The organism is Aeromonas sp. 82P (assembly GCF_051919365.1).
In the GTDB taxonomy this organism is placed as follows: Bacteria; Pseudomonadota; Gammaproteobacteria; order Enterobacterales; family Aeromonadaceae; genus Aeromonas; species Aeromonas veronii.
Window position 1 is genome coordinate 2346956 of record NZ_JBQBEV010000001.1, and the last position, 18923, is coordinate 2365878.

The 18923-nt window shown below is 55.4% G+C and carries 16 protein-coding genes and 1 other RNA gene; 15 read left to right on the top strand and 2 right to left on the bottom strand.

Annotated elements, in window-relative coordinates; genetic code table 11:
* Positions 1-9: 9 nt before the first annotated feature.
* Both ACTG2S_RS10775 and ACTG2S_RS10780 read right to left on the bottom strand, forming a co-directional pair.
* Positions 10-1611, bottom strand: a complete 1602-nt coding sequence (locus tag ACTG2S_RS10775; protein WP_439982493.1) for a carboxyl transferase domain-containing protein — start codon at positions 1609-1611, stop codon at positions 10-12.
* Positions 1608-2750: an isovaleryl-CoA dehydrogenase gene (locus tag ACTG2S_RS10780; protein WP_274160963.1), complete on the bottom strand. Its 1143-nt coding sequence runs from the start codon at positions 2748-2750 to the stop codon at positions 1608-1610. The genes ACTG2S_RS10775 and ACTG2S_RS10780 overlap by 4 nt, the downstream gene beginning before the upstream one ends.
* Before the next feature lie 305 nt (positions 2751-3055).
* Here ACTG2S_RS10780 and ACTG2S_RS10785 point away from each other — a divergent pair, with 305 nt between their 5' ends.
* The 15 genes from ACTG2S_RS10785 (at position 3056) to ACTG2S_RS10855 (ending at position 18919) form a co-directional block, all read left to right on the top strand.
* Complete coding sequence (locus ACTG2S_RS10785; protein WP_274160964.1) at positions 3056-4213, top strand: acyl-CoA dehydrogenase family protein; 1158 nt, start codon at positions 3056-3058, stop codon at positions 4211-4213.
* A 140-nt stretch (positions 4214-4353) separates the two neighbouring features.
* A complete protein-coding gene (locus ACTG2S_RS10790; protein ID WP_144712822.1) occupies positions 4354-5136 on the top strand; it encodes an enoyl-CoA hydratase in 783 nt (260 codons plus the stop codon).
* Between the two features lie 18 nt (positions 5137-5154).
* Positions 5155-6267: an enoyl-CoA hydratase/isomerase family protein gene (locus ACTG2S_RS10795; RefSeq protein WP_439982494.1), complete on the top strand. Its 1113-nt coding sequence runs from the start codon at positions 5155-5157 to the stop codon at positions 6265-6267.
* A gap of 51 nt (positions 6268-6318) precedes the next feature.
* The gene (gene mmsB, locus ACTG2S_RS10800; protein ID WP_201953309.1) at positions 6319-7221 is read left to right on the top strand and encodes a 3-hydroxyisobutyrate dehydrogenase; all 903 of its coding nucleotides are present in this window, start codon (positions 6319-6321) and stop codon (positions 7219-7221) included.
* Between the two features lie 51 nt (positions 7222-7272).
* Positions 7273-8052 (top strand): SDR family oxidoreductase, encoded by a 780-nt coding sequence (locus ACTG2S_RS10805; protein ID WP_421172157.1) that lies wholly within the window; start codon positions 7273-7275, stop codon positions 8050-8052.
* A 358-nt stretch (positions 8053-8410) separates the two neighbouring features.
* Positions 8411-9847, top strand: coding sequence for an arginine-ornithine antiporter (gene arcD, locus ACTG2S_RS10810; RefSeq protein ID WP_005336921.1), 1437 nt, complete (start codon positions 8411-8413; stop codon positions 9845-9847).
* A gap of 105 nt (positions 9848-9952) precedes the next feature.
* Positions 9953-10741, top strand: a complete 789-nt coding sequence (locus tag ACTG2S_RS10815) for a sulfite exporter TauE/SafE family protein (RefSeq protein ID WP_005336920.1) — start codon at positions 9953-9955, stop codon at positions 10739-10741.
* Between the two features lie 102 nt (positions 10742-10843).
* An RNA gene (gene ffs, locus ACTG2S_RS10820) (signal recognition particle sRNA small type) lies at positions 10844-10940 on the top strand.
* A gap of 228 nt (positions 10941-11168) precedes the next feature.
* A complete protein-coding gene (locus tag ACTG2S_RS10825) occupies positions 11169-11723 on the top strand; it encodes a Tn7 transposase TnsA N-terminal domain-containing protein (RefSeq protein WP_429211297.1) in 555 nt (184 codons plus the stop codon).
* On the top strand, positions 11716-13590 hold the full coding sequence (locus tag ACTG2S_RS10830) for a Mu transposase C-terminal domain-containing protein (RefSeq protein ID WP_088821968.1): 1875 nt from the start codon (positions 11716-11718) through the stop codon (positions 13588-13590). The genes ACTG2S_RS10825 and ACTG2S_RS10830 overlap by 8 nt, the downstream gene beginning before the upstream one ends.
* The gene (locus tag ACTG2S_RS10835) at positions 13590-14597 is read left to right on the top strand and encodes a TniB family NTP-binding protein (RefSeq protein WP_088821969.1); all 1008 of its coding nucleotides are present in this window, start codon (positions 13590-13592) and stop codon (positions 14595-14597) included. Before ACTG2S_RS10830 ends, ACTG2S_RS10835 begins: the two co-directional genes overlap by 1 nt.
* 106 nt (positions 14598-14703) lie before the next feature.
* Entirely contained in the window at positions 14704-15033 is a 330-nt protein-coding gene (locus tag ACTG2S_RS10840) for a helix-turn-helix domain-containing protein (protein WP_088821970.1), read from the top strand.
* Between the two features lie 95 nt (positions 15034-15128).
* A complete protein-coding gene (locus tag ACTG2S_RS10845) occupies positions 15129-15416 on the top strand; it encodes a hypothetical protein (RefSeq protein WP_088821971.1) in 288 nt (95 codons plus the stop codon).
* A 162-nt stretch (positions 15417-15578) separates the two neighbouring features.
* On the top strand, positions 15579-16811 hold the full coding sequence (locus ACTG2S_RS10850) for a TniQ family protein (protein ID WP_088821972.1): 1233 nt from the start codon (positions 15579-15581) through the stop codon (positions 16809-16811).
* Positions 16812-16816: 5 nt separating this feature from the next.
* Positions 16817-18919 (top strand): hypothetical protein, encoded by a 2103-nt coding sequence (locus tag ACTG2S_RS10855; protein ID WP_157668944.1) that lies wholly within the window; start codon positions 16817-16819, stop codon positions 18917-18919.
* Positions 18920-18923: the final 4 nt, after the last annotated feature.

Genomic DNA, 18923 nt, shown 5'->3' on the forward strand with positions numbered 1-18923 from the left:
GTTTGCTCCTTACATCCGAAAGATGCCGTACTGCTCGGGTTCAATGCGGGCACCCTGACAGGCGGCGAGCGCCAGCGCCAGCACGGTGCGGCTCTGGGCCGGGTCAATGACGCCATCATCCCAGAGGCGGGCGCTGGCGTAGTAGGGGTGGCCTTGGCGCTCATACTGCTCGATCACCGGGGCTCGGATGGCGGCCACTTCCTGCTCGCTCAGATCTTTGCCCTCGGCAGCCAGCTTGTCCCGACGCACCTGTACCAGCACTCCGGCAGCTTGCTCGCCCCCCATGACAGAGATACGGCTGTTGGGCCAGCTAAAGAGAAAATCGGGCTCATAAGCGCGGCCACACATGCCGTAGTTGCCGGCACCAAAGCTGCCACCAACGATCAGGGTGATCTTGGGCACCCGGCTGCAGGCTACCGCTGTGACCAGCTTGGCGCCGTGCTTGGCGATCCCCTCTTTTTCTGCGCTACTCCCCACCATAAAGCCGGTGATGTTCTGCAAAAAGAGCAGCGGGATGGCACGCCGGTTACAGAGTTGGATAAAGTGGGCCCCCTTCTGGGCGCTGTCGCTGTGCAGCACGCCGTTGTTGGCGAGGATCCCCACTTCCATGCCGCAAATACGGGCAAAGCCGGTCACCAGAGTGGTGCCGAACAGCGCCTTGAATTCGTCAAAGTCAGAGCTATCCACTAGTCGTGCAATCAGTTCGCGGGCGTCGTAAGGGCGTTTGAGACTGGTGCCCACCAGACCGTAGAGCTCCTCTATCGGGTAGCTGGGGGGCTCGTAGCCGGGGCTGCTCTCTACCGGCTCGCTACCCAGATGAGTCACCAGCGTGCGGGCGATGGTCAGCGCGTTGGCATCGTCACGGGCCATATGATCAGCAACGCCGGAGTGGGCGCAGTGCACTTCGGCGCCGCCCAGGGCCTCTGCGCTGATCTCCTCGCCGGTGGCAGCCTTGACCAGCGGCGGACCCGCCAGAAAGATGGTGGCCTGCTCCCTGACCATGATCGACTCGTCCGCCATGGCGGGCACGTAGGCGCCCCCGGCGGTGCAGAGCCCCATCACCACTGCCAGTTGAGGGATGTTTTGGGCCGACATGCGGGCCTGGTTGTAGAAGATGCGGCCAAAGTGATCCCGGTCGGGGAACACCTCGTCCTGCATCGGCAAGAAGGCGCCGCCGGAATCCACCAGATAGAGGCAGGGGAGACGCAGCCGCTCGGCGATGGCCTGGGCGCGCAGGTGTTTTTTCACCGTGAGCGGGTAGTAGGTGCCGCCCTTCACGGTGGCGTCGTTCACCACCAGCATGCAGAGCCTGCCCGAGACCCGGCCGATGCCGGTGATGATACCGGCGGCGGGCACTGGCTCGTCATAGACCTGCCAGCCAGCCAGCGCCGACAGTTCGAGAAACGGGGAGCCCGGGTCCAGCAGCTGATTGATGCGCTCGCGGGGCAGCAGCTTTCCACGGGCCTGATGGCGGGCGTTGTTTGCCGCGCCGCCCCCTTGCGCAATCTCGGCAATGCGGGCGTGGAGATCGTCGACCAGCCCCTGCATGGCGGCCCGATTGGCCGCATATTCCGGGCTCGCCGTGTCAAGGTGGGAGTGGATACGACTCATGCATTTTCTCCCATCAGCTCGCGGCCGATGAGCCAGCGGCGGATCTCAGAGGTGCCGGCGCCGATCTCGTAAAGTTTGGCGTCCCGCAGTAGGCGGCCTGTGGGGTATTCGTTGATGTAACCGTTGCCGCCGAGCAGCTGGATAGCGTCTAGGGCCATCTGGGTGGCGTTTTCGGCGGCAAACAGGATGGCTGCGGCGCAATCTTTACGGCTGGTGCGACCCTGATCGCAGGCGCTCGCAACCGAGTAGACCAGCGCCCGGCTGCTGGCGAGGCGGGTATACATGTCGGCGAGCTTGCCCTGGACCAGCTGGAACTCGCCGATGGCCTGGCCGAACTGCTTGCGCTCGCGCACATAGGGCAGCACCACGTCCATGCAGGCCTGCATGATGCCAAGGGGGCCCGCCGCCAGCACCACCCGCTCGTAGTCGAGCCCGCTCATCAGCACCTTGACCCCGCCGTGCAGGGTGCCCAGCAGGTTTTCCTGCGGTACTGGGCAGTTGTCGAACACCAGCTCGCAGGTGCTGGAGCCGCGCATCCCCAGCTTGTCGAGCTTCTGGGCGGTAGAAAAACCGGGAGTGCCGGCTTCAACGATAAAGGCAGAAATTCCTTTGGGGCCCGCACTGGTATCTGTCTTGGCATAGATGACGAAGGTGTCGGCATCCGGGCCGTTGGTGATCCACATCTTGTTGCCGTTCAGCACGAAGTGATCGCCCTCGCGCTCCGCGGTGAGGCGCATGCTGACCACATCGGACCCGGCGCCCGGCTCGCTCATGGCCAGCGCCCCCACATGCTCGCCGCTCACCAGCGGGGGCAGGTAGCGTGCTTTTTGCTCCGCCGTGCCGTGGCGGTGGATCTGATTGATGCAGAGATTGGAGTGGGCGCCGTAGGAGAGGCCGACCGAGGCGCTGGCGCGGCTTACCTGTTCCATCACCAGCACGTGGGCCAGATAGCCGAGGTTCACCCCGTCATACTCCTCCGCCACCGTGATGCCGTGCAGCCCCAGTTCACCCATCCGGGGCCAGAGATCACGGGGAAAGGCGTTGCTCTGATCGAGCTCGCTGGCGCGCGGGGCGATCACTTTCTGGCAGAAGGCCGCAACCTGTTCGGTCAGGGCATTCAGGGTCTCATCCATCTGCATCCATGCTCTCCTTGCGGATATGACAGTCGGGTTGGAAGGTTGGCTCGACCGGCTGACTCGGCGTTACGGCTGGCAGTGGTCGGTCCATTTTGTACTTCACTTCTGCCACAAGTTTACGTTAGCGTAAACGTAAATCAATTGTTAATCTGTTGTGTGTCGATAAAGCGGTGGTAGTGAAAGAGTCATCAGCTACCACGACAACAGCGCCACAGTGGCAGATTGGACTGACGCAGCGTGTGGGCGCCGCGTCATAAAGCACTAACTCAGGAAAATAAGCGCGGGGCAACAAGGGAGCGAACGACAAGATGGATTTTACCCTGACCGATGATCAACAGGCGTATGTGGAGGCGGCCGCCGCCTTTGCCGATGAGGCGCTCAAACCCCATGCCGCGCGCTGGGACAAGGAGCATGAGTTTCCGATCCCGACCATCAAGCAGGCGGCCGGGCTCGGGTTTTGCGGTCTCTATACGCCGGAGCAGTTTGGCGGATTGGGATTACCTCGTCTCGATGCGAGCCTCATCTTCGAGCGTCTCGCCATGGGTTGTACCTCGACCACGGCTTATCTGACCATTCACAACATGGTGAGCTGGATGCTGGGCAGCTGGCTACCCACCGAGGTTGCCAAGGAGTGGGTGCCCAAACTGGCCAGTGGCGAGCTGCTGGGCTCCTATTGCCTCACCGAGCCGGGGGCGGGCTCCGATGCGGCGGCACTCAAGACCCGAGCCACTCGCGAGGGTGACAGCTACCTCATCGAGGGGACCAAGGTCTTTATCTCGGGAGCAGGCAGCAGCGATGTGCTGGTGGTGATGGCCCGTACCGGTGGTGAAGGTGCGAAGGGGATCTCTGCCTTTATGGTGCCGGCAGATAGCGCGGGTATCGTCTATGGCAAGCCGGAAGAGAAGATGGGCTGGAACAGCCAGCCGACCCGGGAGGTTGTTTTCAACGGGGTGCGTATTCCCTCCCGCTATCGGTTGGGCGAAGAGGGGGAAGGGTTCAAGTTCGCCATGCAGGCCCTCGATGGGGGGCGCATCAATATTGCCACCTGTTCGGTGGGCACCGCCCAGCAGGCGCTGGACGATGCGCTGGCCTATGTGCAGCAGCGCCAGCAATTTGGTCACCCGATCAGCGAATTCCAGAGCGTGCAGTTTCGCCTGGCCGACATGGCGACCGAGCTGACTGCCGCCCGTTTGCTGGTGCGTCAGGCCGCCGACAAGCAGGATCGCGGGGCACCGGACAAGAGTGCCTGGTGTGCCATGGCCAAACGGTTTGCCACCGATGTGGGTTATCGAATCTGTGATGAGGCTCTGCAACTCTTTGGCGGCTATGGTTATATCCGCGAGTATCCGCTCGAGCGCTATCTGCGCGATACCCGGGTACACCGCATTCTGGAGGGCACCAACGAGGTGATGCGACTCATCATCGCGCGCCGCCTGCTGGCCGATCCCGGTTTGTCGCTGGGCTAACCGGTGGTCGCATCAAAGGTGTGTTGCCTGCCACCCGATTTGCGCCATGCCATGCCGGTTTCGGCTTTGTGAGCCAGCCACAAGTTGGTGTCATTCAAGCCTGTCATCATGGATGCAGCTTCATCGACAAGGACAATGTTATGACAAGGATCAGACTCGAATATCATGGCCACGTGGCCTATATCACCCTCGATCATCCCCCTGCCAACACCTGGACCCTCGCCAGCCTGCAGGCCTTTTTGCAGATGATGGTGGAGCTCGACAGTCGTCCCGATGTGGTGGCGCTGGTGATCCGTGGTGCGGGCGACAAATTTTTCTGCGCCGGTGCCGACCTCAATATGTTTGTCGAGGGGAATGTCGAGCAGGCCAGCGAAGTAGCCGAGGCCTTTGGCAAGGCTTTCGAGGCGCTGGCCCGTTTTCACGGCGTCAGTATCGCCGCCATCAATGGTTATGCCATGGGCGGTGGCCTGGAAGTGGCGCTGGCCTGTGATATCCGCATCGCCGAGCAGCAGGCGTTGCTGGGACTGCCGGAGGCCTCGGTGGGCTTGCTTCCCTGTGCCGGTGGCACCCAGCGCCTGACCGAGCTGGTGGGGCCGGGCTGGGCCAAGCGGATGATCCTCTGCGGTGAGAAGGTGAGTGCCTCGCTGGCCTACGAGATGGGGCTGGTGGAGGAGGTGGTGAAAACCGGTCAGGCGTGGGAGGCCGCGCACCAGATGGCCCATCTGGTGGAGCGCCAGAGCCCGAGCGCCCTGCGCGCCTGTAAAACCCTGATCAATCAGGGCCGCAGTGGCCCGCGGGATGCCGCCTTGCCCCTTGAGCGGTCGCTGTTTCTCGATCTCTTTAGCGATGCCAATCAGCGTGAAGGGGTGGCCGCCTTCCTGGAGAAACGCTTACCGCGCTGGCAATATGGCCCAACAGAATAAATCCATACGGAGCCGTTTATGAGTGAGCCGGTCAAGGTTAGCTGTTATCCCACCGAAGATGGCCATCAGGTCGGGGTGTTGACCCTCGACAGCCCTGCGTCTCTCAACGCATTGAGCCTGCCGATGATCCAGATCCTGCAACAGACGCTGACCCGTTGGGAGCAGGATCCCGCCATCGTCTGTGTGCTGTTGCAGGGGGCGGGTGAGAAGGCATTTTGTGCCGGTGGCGATATCCGCTCCTTCTATTACCGCAAGCAGGAGGCGAGCGAGGCGGAACTGTTCGAATATGCCCGCGACTTTTTCGAGCAGGAGTACCGGCTCGACCACCACATCCACTCTTACCGCAAGCCCCTTATCTGCGTGGCGGACGGTATCTGCATGGGGGGTGGTATTGGCCTGTTTGCCGGTGCCGATTTTCGGGTGGTGACCGAAAAGAGCCTGTTCGCCATGCCGGAGGTAACCATAGGACTCTACCCCGACGTGGGAGCGAGCTGGTTTTTAAGCCGGATGCCGGGGCGGCTGGGGCTCTGGCTCGGTCTGACAGGTGCCCGCTTCAACGGGAGTGATGCCATCGGTCTTGGGCTGGCGGATCACGCTATCGCCAGTGGCGAGCGCAGTGCGCTGTTGTCACGCCTCGCCGTGCTCGACTGGGCTGCTAGTGGTGAGCCCCGTGAGCAGATCGATCTGCTGCTCAGGGGATTGCACCGTGAGGTAGCGGCCCGCTTGCCAGCGCCAGTATTGCTACCCCATCAACAGAAAATCGATGTCCTGCTGGCGGGGCGCACGCTGCAAGGGGTATTGGCGCGGTTGTTCGAAGCTCAGTTCGATGAACAGGAGACGGTACTCCAGCAGGCGCAGCAGCTCTGCCGCACCGGCAGCCCCATCAGCCGCGCCATTTTGTGGCGTCAATATTGGCAGGCTCGCCGCAACTCACTGGCAGAGGTATTTGCCGAGGAGCTGACCCTCTCGGTCAACTGCGTGCTGAAGGGGGATTTTGTGGAAGGGGTACGGGCACTGCTGATCGACAAGGATAAAGATCCCCGCTGGCAACAGTTGCCACCGGAGGGGGAGTGGCTGGACGAGTTCTATCGCTGGCCGCAGGGGCGCAATCCGTTGGCCTGCAAGGAATAACATCTTGGCAACCGGCGCACGCCGCCATCAGCAACGCAAGGAGCAAGCGGGATGACAAGGATAGGGTTTATCGGGCTCGGCAACATGGGGGGGCCCATGGCGGCCAATCTGGCCAGGGCCGGGCACAGGGTGCAGGTGTTTGATCTGGTTGCCCAAAACATTGAGCGCGCTATCGCCGCTGGCTGCATCGCCGCGGGGGATGCCCGTGAGGCGGTGACCGGCTGCGAGGTGGTGATCAGCATGCTACCTGCGGGGGAGCATGTGCGCGACCTTTGGTTGTCTGAGGGGCAGGATCTGCTGGCAGCCCTGCCGGTTGGTGCACTGGTGATCGACTGCTCCACCATAGATGTCGACTCTGCCCGTCAGGTCGGGGAGGCGGCCCGCGCACGCGGTTTGCGCTTTATTGATGCCCCCGTATCGGGCGGTGTCGCCGGTGCGGCCGCCGGGACGCTCACCTTTATCGTTGGCGGCGATAGGGCGGATTTCGAGTCGGCAAAACCTCTGCTCGCCTGCATGGGGCAGAACCTGTTTCACGCCGGGGCGCTGGGTGCCGGGCAGATCGCCAAGATGTGCAACAACATGCTGCTTGCGATCCATATGGCGGGTACCGCCGAGGCGCTGGCCCTCGGGGTGAAGGAGGGACTGGATCCCGCCGTGCTCTCCACCATCATGGGCAAGAGCTCCGGCAACAACTGGAGTCTGGAGCGCTACAACCCCTGGCCCGGGGTGATGGAGAATGTCCCTGCCGCCCGCAACTATCAGGGGGGCTTTATGACCCGTCTGATGGTGAAAGATTTGGGGCTGGCCATGGCGCTGGCCGAGCATGGCCACAGCGCTGTGCCGATGGGGGCGCTCGCCCGTAACCTGTTCAACCTGCATGCTGCTCAGGGGCAGGGGAGCCGTGATTTCTCCAGCATCGTCGAACTCTATCTGGATAAACAGGATCCCGCCTGACGGGCCACCTCTCTTCAAGGCATCTCCCTTCGACCGCTACAAGGAGCATTGATGGATATCAAAGATAAGGTCATCGTTATTACCGGCGCTGGACGTGGCTTGGGACGGGCCATTGCGCTGGCCCTGGGCGCACAGGGGGCGACGCTGGCGCTGCTCGACATCAATCGCGCCGATCTGGAGGCGACCGCAGCCCTGGTGCGCAGTCAGAATGATCAGTGCGATCAAGATAGCCAGTGCGAGCTGTTTGTCTGCAATGTGGCGAGCGAAGCCGAGGTTGAGTCGGTTTTTGCTGGCATCAAGGAGCGTTTTGGCGTGCTGCACGGTCTTATCAACTGCGCCGGCATTTTACGCGATGGCATGCTGATCAAGGTGAAAGAGGGTGAGCTGGTGGAGAAGATGACGCTGGCCCAGTGGCAGAGCGTGATTGACGTCAACCTCACAGGTACCTTCCTCTGCGGTCGCGAGGGAGCGGCGCTGATGGCGCAAGGGGGGCAGGGGGGCGTCATCATCAACATCTCCTCCATCGCCCGCGCTGGCAATATTGGCCAGAGCAACTATGCCGCCAGCAAGGCGGGGGTTGCCTCGCTGGTGGTGACCTGGGCGCGGGAGTTGGCGCGCCATGGCATTCGGGTGATGGGGATTGCCCCCGGGGTGTTTGCCACCGACATGACGGCGGCGATGAAGCCGGAGGCGATGGCGCGGATGCGGCAGGCCATTCCGGTCGGCACCCTTGGCGAGGCGCAACAGCTGGCCGAGACGGTGAGCTTTATTTTTGCCAACGACTATCTGTCGGGAAGGATGATAGAACTGGATGGCGGTTTGCGTTTATAGGGATTTACATAATGGGCCCCGGTGTTTCCACCGGGGCTTTTTTATGCAGATTATTTATACAGAGAGTGCCTGAATGGCGATGCATAGGAACCATGCGAGTCAGGTTGTGTTGGCAGAAAAATGAGAAATATCAATGGGTCTTGGTTAATTTGAGCCAGCTCACAGGCCATATGGGTCAGTGCTGTAAAATTGCGCGCGGTCAAGGCGGTGCATGATTGACGGGACGAGGGATTGCGGTCGGAATAGTCATGCAATATAGTTGCCGCCTTTTTCACGGGGTCAGGATTCCCAGCCCCTCCCATATTGCGCGCAGTATGAATACGGACGCTCTGCCGCCGCCTAAATAAACAGGATTGAAATGGACAAGAAACTAGGGCTGGGCGCCCTCATTTCGCTGGTGATCGGCTCCATGGTCGGCGCCGGGGTCTTCAGTCTGCCACAAAACATTGCTGCGCATGCCAGTGCCGGGGCGGTCGCCCTGGGTTGGGCCATCACCGGTCTTGGCATGATCTGTCTCGCGCTAGTCTATCAGAACCTCTCCATGCGCCGCCCCGATCTCGATGGCGGTATCTTCAGCTATGCCAAAGCCGGTTTCGGCGATTTCATCGGTTTCAACGCCGCTTGGGGTTACTGGCTCTGCCAACTGCTGGCCAACGTCTCTTACGCCATCGTGGTGTTCAGCGCCCTGAGCTACTTCTTCGATACGCCGGACAACGTCATCTTCGGTGACGGCAATACGCCGGTGGCCATCACGCTGGCCTCCATCCTGATCTGGTCGGTGCATGCGCTGGTGCTGCGCGGGGTACAGGTTGCTGCGCTGGTGAATATCGTCACCACCATCGCCAAGATGGTGCCGCTCATCGTCTTCTGTGTTGCGATCCTGCTGGCCTTCAACATGGATACCTTCACTCTGGATATCTGGGGCCAGAACAACATGGAGCTGGGCTCCGTGATGGATCAAGTCAAGTCCACCATGAAGGTGACCCTCTGGGTCTTTATCGGGATTGAAGGGGCCGTGGTGGTCTCTGCCCGTGCCCGTCATCGCAAGGATGTGGGCCGTGCCACCGTGCTGGCGCTGCTCGGCGCCCTGACACTCTATGTGATGGTGACCCTGTTCTCGCTGGGTGTCATGAGCCAGCCGCAACTGGCGGCGCTCAAGAACCCCTCTACCGCCATGATCCTCGAAGCCGTGGTCGGCCCCTGGGGTGCCTGGCTTATCAATATCGGTCTGGTTGTATCGGTGATGGGAGCCTTGCTGAGCTGGACAGTGCTGGCCGCTGAAGTACCTTACATCGCAGGCAAAACAGGCGTGTTCCCGGGCTGGTTTGCCAAGGAGAACAAGAACGGCTCGCCGCAGGTGTCCCTCTGGTGCTCTACCTGTCTGGTGCAGATCTTCCTGATCATCATCTACTTCCAGAGCAGCACCTATCTGGCGCTGGTCAACATCGCCACCTCGGCGGCGCTGGTGCCTTACGTCTTTTCGGGCGCTTATGGCCTGAAGCTGGCATTGAAAGGGGAGACCTATCAGGGTCAACCTCATCAGCGCAAGCGTGACCTGCTGCTGGCCCTGGTGGCGACGGTTTACGGCTGCTGGCTGGTCTACGCTGCCGGTGTGGAGTACCTGTTGCTGGTGGCGCTGCTCTATAGTCCGGGCATCTTCATCTACTGGAAGGCACGTCAGCATCACGGTTTGCGCGGCCTTAACCGGTTGGAGCAGGGGATGACGGCGGCCCTGCTTGGCTGTGCCGTGCTGGCCTTCTACAAGGTGATGGACGGTACCATTCCACTGCACTAACCGGCACAATGAAGAGATGGCCCTCGCGCCATCTCTTTTTTTTCATGCAGATATCCACTGTTGCCCGGCCGTGTTGGCCAGTTTTTGTTTAACACAGGAATTTTTATGCTGTTTATGGGTTACCTCCTGCTGGGCGCCTTTGCCGGTATGCTGGCGGGACTGTTCGGGATCGGCGGCGGTCTTATCATTGTCCCCGTGCTGGTCATGACCTTTCGCGCCCAGGGCATCGACCCTGAAATCATTACCCATCTGGCCCTCGGCACCTCGTTGCCCACCATGATCTTTACCGGATTCAGCTCGCTGCGGGCCCACCGGGAGGCGGGCGCCGTCGACTGGGTGATGATCCGCCGACTCGGCGCCGGCATGCTGATTGGGGGCTGGCTTGGCGGCATGACCGCCAATCTGCTTAGCACCAGCACCCTCAATATCATCATCGGTTGTTTCGCCTGGAGCATGGCGCTGCAGATGGGGCTCAACCTTAAACCCAAAGCGGAACGCCATATGCCGGGTCCGCTCGGCACAGGCATCGCCGGTACCATCATTGGCTGGATGTCAGCCCTGTTTGGTATTGGCGGTGGCTCGCTCACGGTCCCTTATCTGAGCTGGAACTCGGTGCCAATGCGCAATGCGGTAGCAGCCTCTGCAGCCTGCAGCATGCCCATCGCGCTGGCGGGGAGCCTCAGCTACCTCTATGCGGGTTGGGGTCATGCCGATCTGCCCGAGTGGAGTGTGGGCTACATCTATCTGCCCGCCCTGCTGGGCATTGTGCTGACCAGTACCCAGTTCGCACGCATTGGCGCCAAGCTGGCACACCGCTTGTCACCCACACGCCTCAAGCAGGCCTTTGCCCTGCTGATGCTGCTGGTGGGGGCGAAATTTATGCTGTTTAGCTGATTCATTCGGCAGATTGTTGAAAAATAAGGCAAACGATCTGTTGGAGGGTAGAAAGCCGTTGCATTGAACGCCCAGTTTGCCTATTCTCCTCGCCGGTGGTCCTATTGGTCCTCTCGCATTGATAACCCGTCGACCTGGTCAGGACCGGAAGGTAGCAGCCAAGGCGGGGGACTCGAGTGCCGGGATGTGGCTGGTAGGGCTACCACTTGTTTCTGCAATTCATGTCGTCTAAACCATAAGTTGACATATCTAAAGCATAAGTTGACATGATCTTGCATCATAAGCTGACATAGCCTAAACCTGTAGTAAAGTAACAACAGGTTGGTGGTGTGTTATGTACCGTCGGCATCTCAAGCACTCCCGCGTAAAAAACCTCTTCAAGTTTGTCAGCGCTAAAATGAACACTGTATTTACAGTGGAATCGGCTTTGGAGTTCGATACCTGCTTTCATCTTGAGTACTCTCCTTCTGTCAAATTTTATGAGGCCCAGCCAGAAGGCTTCTATTACGAATTCGCTGGAAGGCAATGTCCCTATACTCCAGATTTTCGTTTAGTCGACCAGAATGACAGTGTCAGTTTTCTTGAAATAAAACCTTCAGATAAAGTCGCTGATCCTGATTTTCTCCATCGATTTCCGCTTAAGCAGCAGAGAGCCATTGAGCTTTCCTCCCCGTTAAAGCTCGTTACAGAAAAGCAGATCAGAATTGCCCCTATTCTGGGAAATTTGAAATTGTTGCATCGTTACTCCGGCTTTCAGAGCTTTACTCCCCTGCACATGCAGCTTCTTGGGCTAGTGCAGAAGCTTGGTCGTGTATCATTGTTACGGTTATCTGATTCTATAGATGCGCCACCAGAAGAAGTCCTGGCATCAGCCTTGTCATTGATTGCCCGAGGGATCATGCAGAGTGATCTGACGGTACAGAAAATTGGTATTTCCAGTTTTGTGTGGGCTGGCGGTCATTCAGGCATTGACCATGGATAAGCATAATGGTGGATTGTTTGAGGATGAGTTCGTCATTCCTCAACCGTCGACCTCCACTTCCCCCATTGACGCCATTCAAGCTGTTTTACCTGCTACAGTGGATAGTTTTCCTTATGTTCTCAAGGTAGAGGCTCTGCATCGGCGCGACTATATTCTTTGGGTTGAAAAAAATTTGGCAGGAGGCTGGACAGAGAAAAACCTGACGCCATTGCTTGCTGACGCGGCCTTAGTCTTACCGCCTCCCACCCCTAATTGGCGAACACTTGCGCGTTGGAGAAAAATCTATATCCAGCATGGTAGGAAGCTGGTTTCTCTTATTCCTAAACACCAAGCGAAAGGTAACGCTCGAAGTCGGCTTCCACCTAGTGATGAGCTGTTTTTTGAGCAAGCTGTCCATCGTTATCTGGTGGGAGAGCAACCTTCAATCGCATCCGCATTTCAACTCTACAGCGATTCTATTCGAATAGAGAATCTCGGTGTTGTCGAAAACCCTATAAAAACTATATCTTATATGGCTTTTTATAACAGAATAAAAAAGCTGCCAGCTTATCAAGTCATGAAAAGTCGAAAGGGTTCATATATAGCCGATGTTGAATTTAAGGCCATCGCTAGTCATAAACCGCCTAGCCGGATTATGGAGAGGGTAGAAATAGACCATACACCATTGGATCTACTTTTACTCGATGATGATTTATTAGTTCCCTTAGGGCGTCCTAGTTTGACATTGCTAATTGATGCTTATAGCCATTGTGTTGTAGGTTTTAATCTTAATTTCAATCAGCCTAGTTATGAATCTGTTCGTAACGCATTGCTCAGTAGCATTTCTAAAAAAGACTATGTAAAAAATAAATATCCATCGATTGAACATGAATGGCCATGCTATGGCAAACCAGAGACTTTGGTTGTTGATAATGGAGTTGAGTTTTGGAGTGCTAGCCTTGCACAGTCTTGTTTGGAACTTGGGATCAATATCCAATACAACCCAGTCAGAAAGCCATGGCTGAAACCTATGATCGAACGGATGTTTGGCATCATTAATCGCAAGCTTCTGGAGCCGATCCCTGGTAAAACCTTTTCCAATATTCAGGAAAAAGGAGATTACGACCCTCAGAAAGATGCAGTCATGCGCTTTTCCACCTTCCTAGAGATTTTTCATCATTGGGTCATCGATGTCTACCATTATGAGCCAGATAGTAGATATCGCTATATTCCAATTATATCTTGGCAACATGGAAACAAAGATGCACCTCCGGCACCTATCATCGGTGATGATCTGACGAAGCTTGAAGTAATCCTGAGCCTCAGCTTGCATTGTACGCACAGGCGAGGCGGCATTCAGCGCTATCATCTCCGCTACGATTCAGATGAGCTGGCTTCTTACCGTATGAATTATCCTGACCAGACAAGGGGAAAACGGAAAGTCCTCGTAAAACTCAACCCAAGGGATATATCTTATGTATATGTTTTTCTTGAGGACCTTGGCAGTTACATCCGTGTCCCATGTATTGACCCTATAGGTTATACAAAAGGCTTGAGCCTACAGGAACATCAAATTAATGTGAAATTACACCGAGATTTCATTAATGAACAAATGGATGTTGTCAGCTTATCCAAAGCACGAATCTACCTAAATGATAGAATAAAAAACGAATTAATTGAGGTTAGGCGGAATATTAGGCAGAGAAATGTCAAAGGAGTCAACAAAATTGCGAAATATCGTAATGTTGGCAGCCATGCAGAAACCAGTATTGTTCACGAACTCAATCATCCGGCCACAAATGAAGTGATTTCGAAAATGGAGAGCGCAAGTCAGCCAGAACACTGTGATGATTGGGATAATTTCACTTCTGGCTTGGAGCCCTACTGATGGATCTATCCTGTCATGATGCAGATAAGCTCAGGTCGTTTATCGAGTGTTATGTCGAGACCCCATTACTGCGGGCAATCCAAGAGGATTTTGATCGTCTTCGCTTTAACAAACAGTTTGCTGGTGAACCACAATGTATGCTGCTAACGGGTGATACCGGGACGGGTAAATCTTCCCTAATCCGTCATTATGCAGCCAAACATCCAGAGCAAGTCAGACATGGCTTTATTCATAAACCACTGCTCGTCAGCAGGATCCCCAGTAGACCGACTTTGGAATCTACCATGGTTGAGCTACTAAAGGATCTTGGTCAATTTGGTAGTTCGGACCGAATCCACAAGAGTTCTGCTGAAAGTCTGACCGAGGCATTGATTAAGTGTCTGAAACGCTGCGAGACAGAATTGATCATTATCGATGAGTTTCAGGAGCTCATCGAAAACAAGACCCGTGAAAAACGCAATCAGATTGCCAATCGGCTCAAATACATCAGCGAAACAGCCAAAATCCCGATTGTGCTGGTTGGTATGCCGTGGGCTACCAAAATCGCTGAAGAGCCACAATGGTCTTCGAGGCTATTGATACGCAGATCCATTCCATATTTCAAATTGTCGGATGATAGAGAAAATTTTATTCGCCTTATTATGGGATTAGCCAATCGTATGCCTTTTGAGACTCAGGCCAGGCTGGAGACCAAGCATACAATTTACGCACTGTTCGCTGCCTGTTACGGTAGCCTACGTGCACTTAAACAGCTGCTGGATGAGTCAGTCAAACAGGCACTGGCTGCTCATGCCGAGACGCTGAAACATGAGCACATTGCAGTGGCATACGCGCTGTTTTATCCCGACCAAGTGAATCCGTTTTTGCAACCGATTGATGAGATCAAGGCTTGTGAAGTGAAACAATACTCGCGTTATGAAATTGATGCAGCAGGCAAAGAAGAGGTTCTAAACCCGCTGCAATTCACCGATAAGATCCCTATCAGTCAGTTACTAAAAAAGCGATAACGTGAAAATTTCCGCTGAGCATTAAAAACTAAGTATTGCTTAGTACACTTGTTCGTATAAGACTAAGAGAATCTTAGCTACCTGATCCTCAGCTAGCAGAGACCCCATGACAAACCCATTACCCATCAGACTCAAAGCAGCAAGAAAGGCGACGGGTCTGACTCAACAGCAGTTGGGGATACGATTAGGTATGGAACAGAGCACAGCTAGCGCCAGGATGAACCAGTACGAGAAGGGGAAACATGCCCCAGACTACCAGACCATGCAACGCATTGCTCAGGAGTTGGGTTATCCGGTGGCCTACTTCTACTGTGATGACGAACTGCTTGCGGAATTGATCTGCATGATGGCAAAGCTGTCAGAGGAGAAACAACGAGAGTTGCTACAGCAGTTGTCTGTCACCGAATATGCGGAATCACGAGATTCTGCGGAGTGACTCGGCCCTGTCGTTTGGGCGGCGAGCCTCCGTTTCGCCCATCAGCCATTCCGATGCTGGGATCGTATAGACAACACTGAGGTTAAGGAGTGCACATGCTGGTGAAAGCGGTGGTTCCAACCGAGCAGGTGGTAGATGTACGCTGCGATATCTGTGGCGAGAGCACGATGATGGCGGGGGAGCAGAACCATGCCACCTTGTCTGCCAACTGGGGGTATGGTTCCCGGCATGACGGGGAGCGGTATGAAGTGCATCTCTGCGAGAGCTGCTTCTTTGAAACCCTTGCGAATTTGCGCCAGTCCCATCGGCAAAACAATATGTTTGCGGATGATTACGAGCCAGCAGATCCCGAGCACTTTGGCCGAGTTGATAACTTGTTCTAGAAACATCGGCGTAATGTCTCCAAGGAGTAGACTGTAAGTGCCACGGGTAGAGGGAAGAGAGTCGGGGTGTGCTGCTGAGCTAAAAGTGTGTCTGCTCGAATGGTGATACCAAGGATATGTGCTACACCTAAAAACTAAGTAATATTTAGTTTCGGTGTTCTTATGCATCTTCTTGTTCGACCTGAACCCTTCGCTGACGAGGCATTGGAGAGCTATTTTTTACGCTTGTCCCAAGAAAACGGTTTTGAGCGCTATCGCATCTTCAGCGGCTCAGTTCAGGACTGGCTTCACACGACGGATCATGCGGCAGCCGGGGCATTTCCATTGGAGCTATCAAGGCTCAACATTTTTCATGCAAGCCGATCTAGTGGTTTACGGGTCAGGGCCTTGCAACTTGTGGATAGATTGACTGACGGAGCTCCATTTCGTTTACTCCAGTTGGCACTATGCCATTCGGCCATCAGTTTTGGTAATCACTACAAAGCTGTACACAGGTCGGGCGTCGATATCCCGCTCAGTTTCATTCGGGTTCATCAAATCCCCTGTTGTCCAGATTGTTTGCGCGAGTCAGCGTATGTGCGTCAATGCTGGCACTTCAAACCCTATGTTGGATGCCATCGTCATGGTGGGAGATTGATCTATAGTTGCCCAGCCTGTGGTGAATCCCTTAATTACCTGGCCAGCGAATCGATAAATCATTGCCAGTGTGGCTTTGATTTACGTACAGCATCAACGGTCCCGGCCCAGCCCGATGAAATCCAATTGTCGGCATTGGCCTATGGTTGTTCATTTGAATCGTCCAATCCGCTGTTAGCCATAGGCTCCCTGAGTGCGCGATTTGGAGCTCTGTATTGGTATCAGCAGCGTTACCTCAGTGATCATGAGGCAGTGCGTGACGACAGGGCCCTTACAAAAGCCATCGGCCACTTTACTGCATGGCCTGACGCTTTCTGGCGGGAGTTACAGCAGATGGTGGATGATGCATTGGTCAGGCAAACCAAGCCGCTGAATCATACCGATTTTGTGGATGTTTTCGGGAGCGTAGTGGCTGATTGCCGTCAGATCCCAATGCGCAATACGGGGCAGAATTTTATACTCAAAAATCTGATCGGTTTTTTGACCGACTTGGTCGCCCGCCATCCTCAGTGCAGGGTCGCAAATGTAGGAGATCTTCTGCTCTCAGCAGTAGACGCCGCAACGTTGTTATCCACCTCTGTTGAGCAGGTTCGCCGTTTACACCATGAGGGATTTTTGCCGCTGTCTATCAGACCGGCTAGCCGAAATACGGTATCGCCTCATCGGGCAGTGTTTCACCTCCGACACGTAGTCGAGTTACGCCAGGCGCGTATGCAGTCCCATCATGATCACAGTTCAACCTATCTACCTGCATGGTGACGATAATGCATATCGAGGAGCTATTGGACATTGAGGATCATGGTGAGCGCGACAGACAGTTAAGACGCTATCTTGCTCCCTATTCTGCGGAGATAGGTGTCGATGGTGCAGAGAAAATGGCATTGGTTGTGCTGCTGAATCTGACGCTCAAACGCGATAGGGTAGAAAGTCTGTGTGATGAGGGTCTCGCCAGGCAACTTTTGAGCGATGAGGGGCACATCACGAATTGCCTACATACGGTTCGCTGGCTGCACACTCACAATCTGAAATATCCTGATGCTCGGGTCAGTGGTGAGCGGCTCATAATAAATGCACCACCGCTGATCCCGGGTGTTATCAGCAGCGCAGGTTTACCCATGAGAATGGGCTGGGCCCATGATAGTTCTGATATAAACCTTGCCAAGCTTTTTGGCACTTCGTTTCGATACCGCGATGACAGCACTAATCTGGCATTACAGCTAGTAGCCAGGAGTAAGACGTGGGAGCAGGCGTTGATAGGGTTAGGGTTGACGCAACAGCAACTTGATATCTGGTGCCAGTTGTTAGCGAGTAATTTGGAGAACAACACGTTCCCGACTGTAGTGAGTCCCTTCTCAAAACAGGTGCGTTTTCTGTACCAGGGTAATTACTGCGTAGTCACACCCGTCGTCAGCCATGCACTGCTTGCCCAGCTACAAAATGTGGTTCATGAAAAGAAATTGCAGTGTACCTATATACATCATGATCATCCGGCCAGCGTAGGGAGTCTGGTCGGTGCCCTTGGTGGCAAGGTAGCTGTACTCGATTACCCTCCGCCAGTTAGTCCGGACAAAGCCCGCAGTTTCTCACAGGCCCGCAAACATCGGCTGGCAAATGGCCAGAGTCTGTTTGATCGCTCGGTTTTCAATGACCATGTGTTTATTGATGCGCTGAAGCATGTGATATCTAGGCCAGGGTTGACCCGAAAACAGCAGCGGCAATTGCGGCTATCGGCCCTTCGCTACCTGCGGCGCCAATTGGCGATATGGTTAGGACCAATAATAGAGTGGCGGGATGAGATAGTGAGCAGTGGGCGTGGGGAGCCTGGTAACCTGCCATCAGGGGGGTTGGAGCTGGAGCTCATCACCCAGCCCAAAAAAATGCTACCTGAGCTCATGCTACAAGTGGCAGGCAGATTTCATCTTGAACTGCAAAACCATTCAGCAGGTAGGCGCTTTGCGTTTCATCCCGCGTTGATGGCACCGATTAAAAGTCAGATTTTATGGTTGCTCAGGCAGTTAGCGGACGATGAGGAAAAGGATGAGCCACACCCTCCAACATCTTGTTACTACCTGCATTTGTCAGGCTTAACCGTTTACGATGCCTCAGCTCTGGCAAATCCCTATCTGTGCGGTATTCCGTCGCTCTCAGCGTTGGCTGGATTTTGTCATGACTATGAACGTCGATTGCAGTCATTGATCGGCCAATCGGTTTATTTTCGAGGGCTGGCTTGGTACCTAGGTCGTTACAGCCTGGTGACTGGGAAGCATCTACCTGAGCCTAGCAAATCGGCGGATCCTAAGTCTGTTTCAGCCATCCGTCGTCCCGGCCTACTTGATGGGAGATACTGTGATTTGGGCATGGACTTGATTATCGAGGTACATATCCCAACTGGTGGATCCTTGCCATTCACAACTTGCCTTGATTTGCTGCGAGTGGCGCTGCCTGCTCGCTTCGCAGGAGGGTGTTTACATCCACCATCGCTGTATGAAGAGTACAACTGGTGCACTGTTTACCAAGATAAAAGTACGCTGTTTACCGTGTTATCTCGATTGCCACGATATGGGTGTTGGATATACCCGTCTGATGCCGATCTACGCAGTTTTGAGGAACTCAGTGAAGCATTAGCACTAGACCGTCGATTACGTCCGGTTGCGACTGGTTTTGTCTTTCTTGAAGAACCCGTTGAGCGGGCTGGAAGTATCGAAGGCCAGCATGTCTACGCAGAATCTGCAATTGGTACGGCACTCTGTATCAACCCCGTTGAAATGAGGCTAGCAGGCAAAAAACGGTTCTTTGGCGCTGGCTTTTGGCAGTTGAATGATGCGAAGGGGGCTATCCTGATGAATGGTTCAGCAAACACGGGGTAAATGC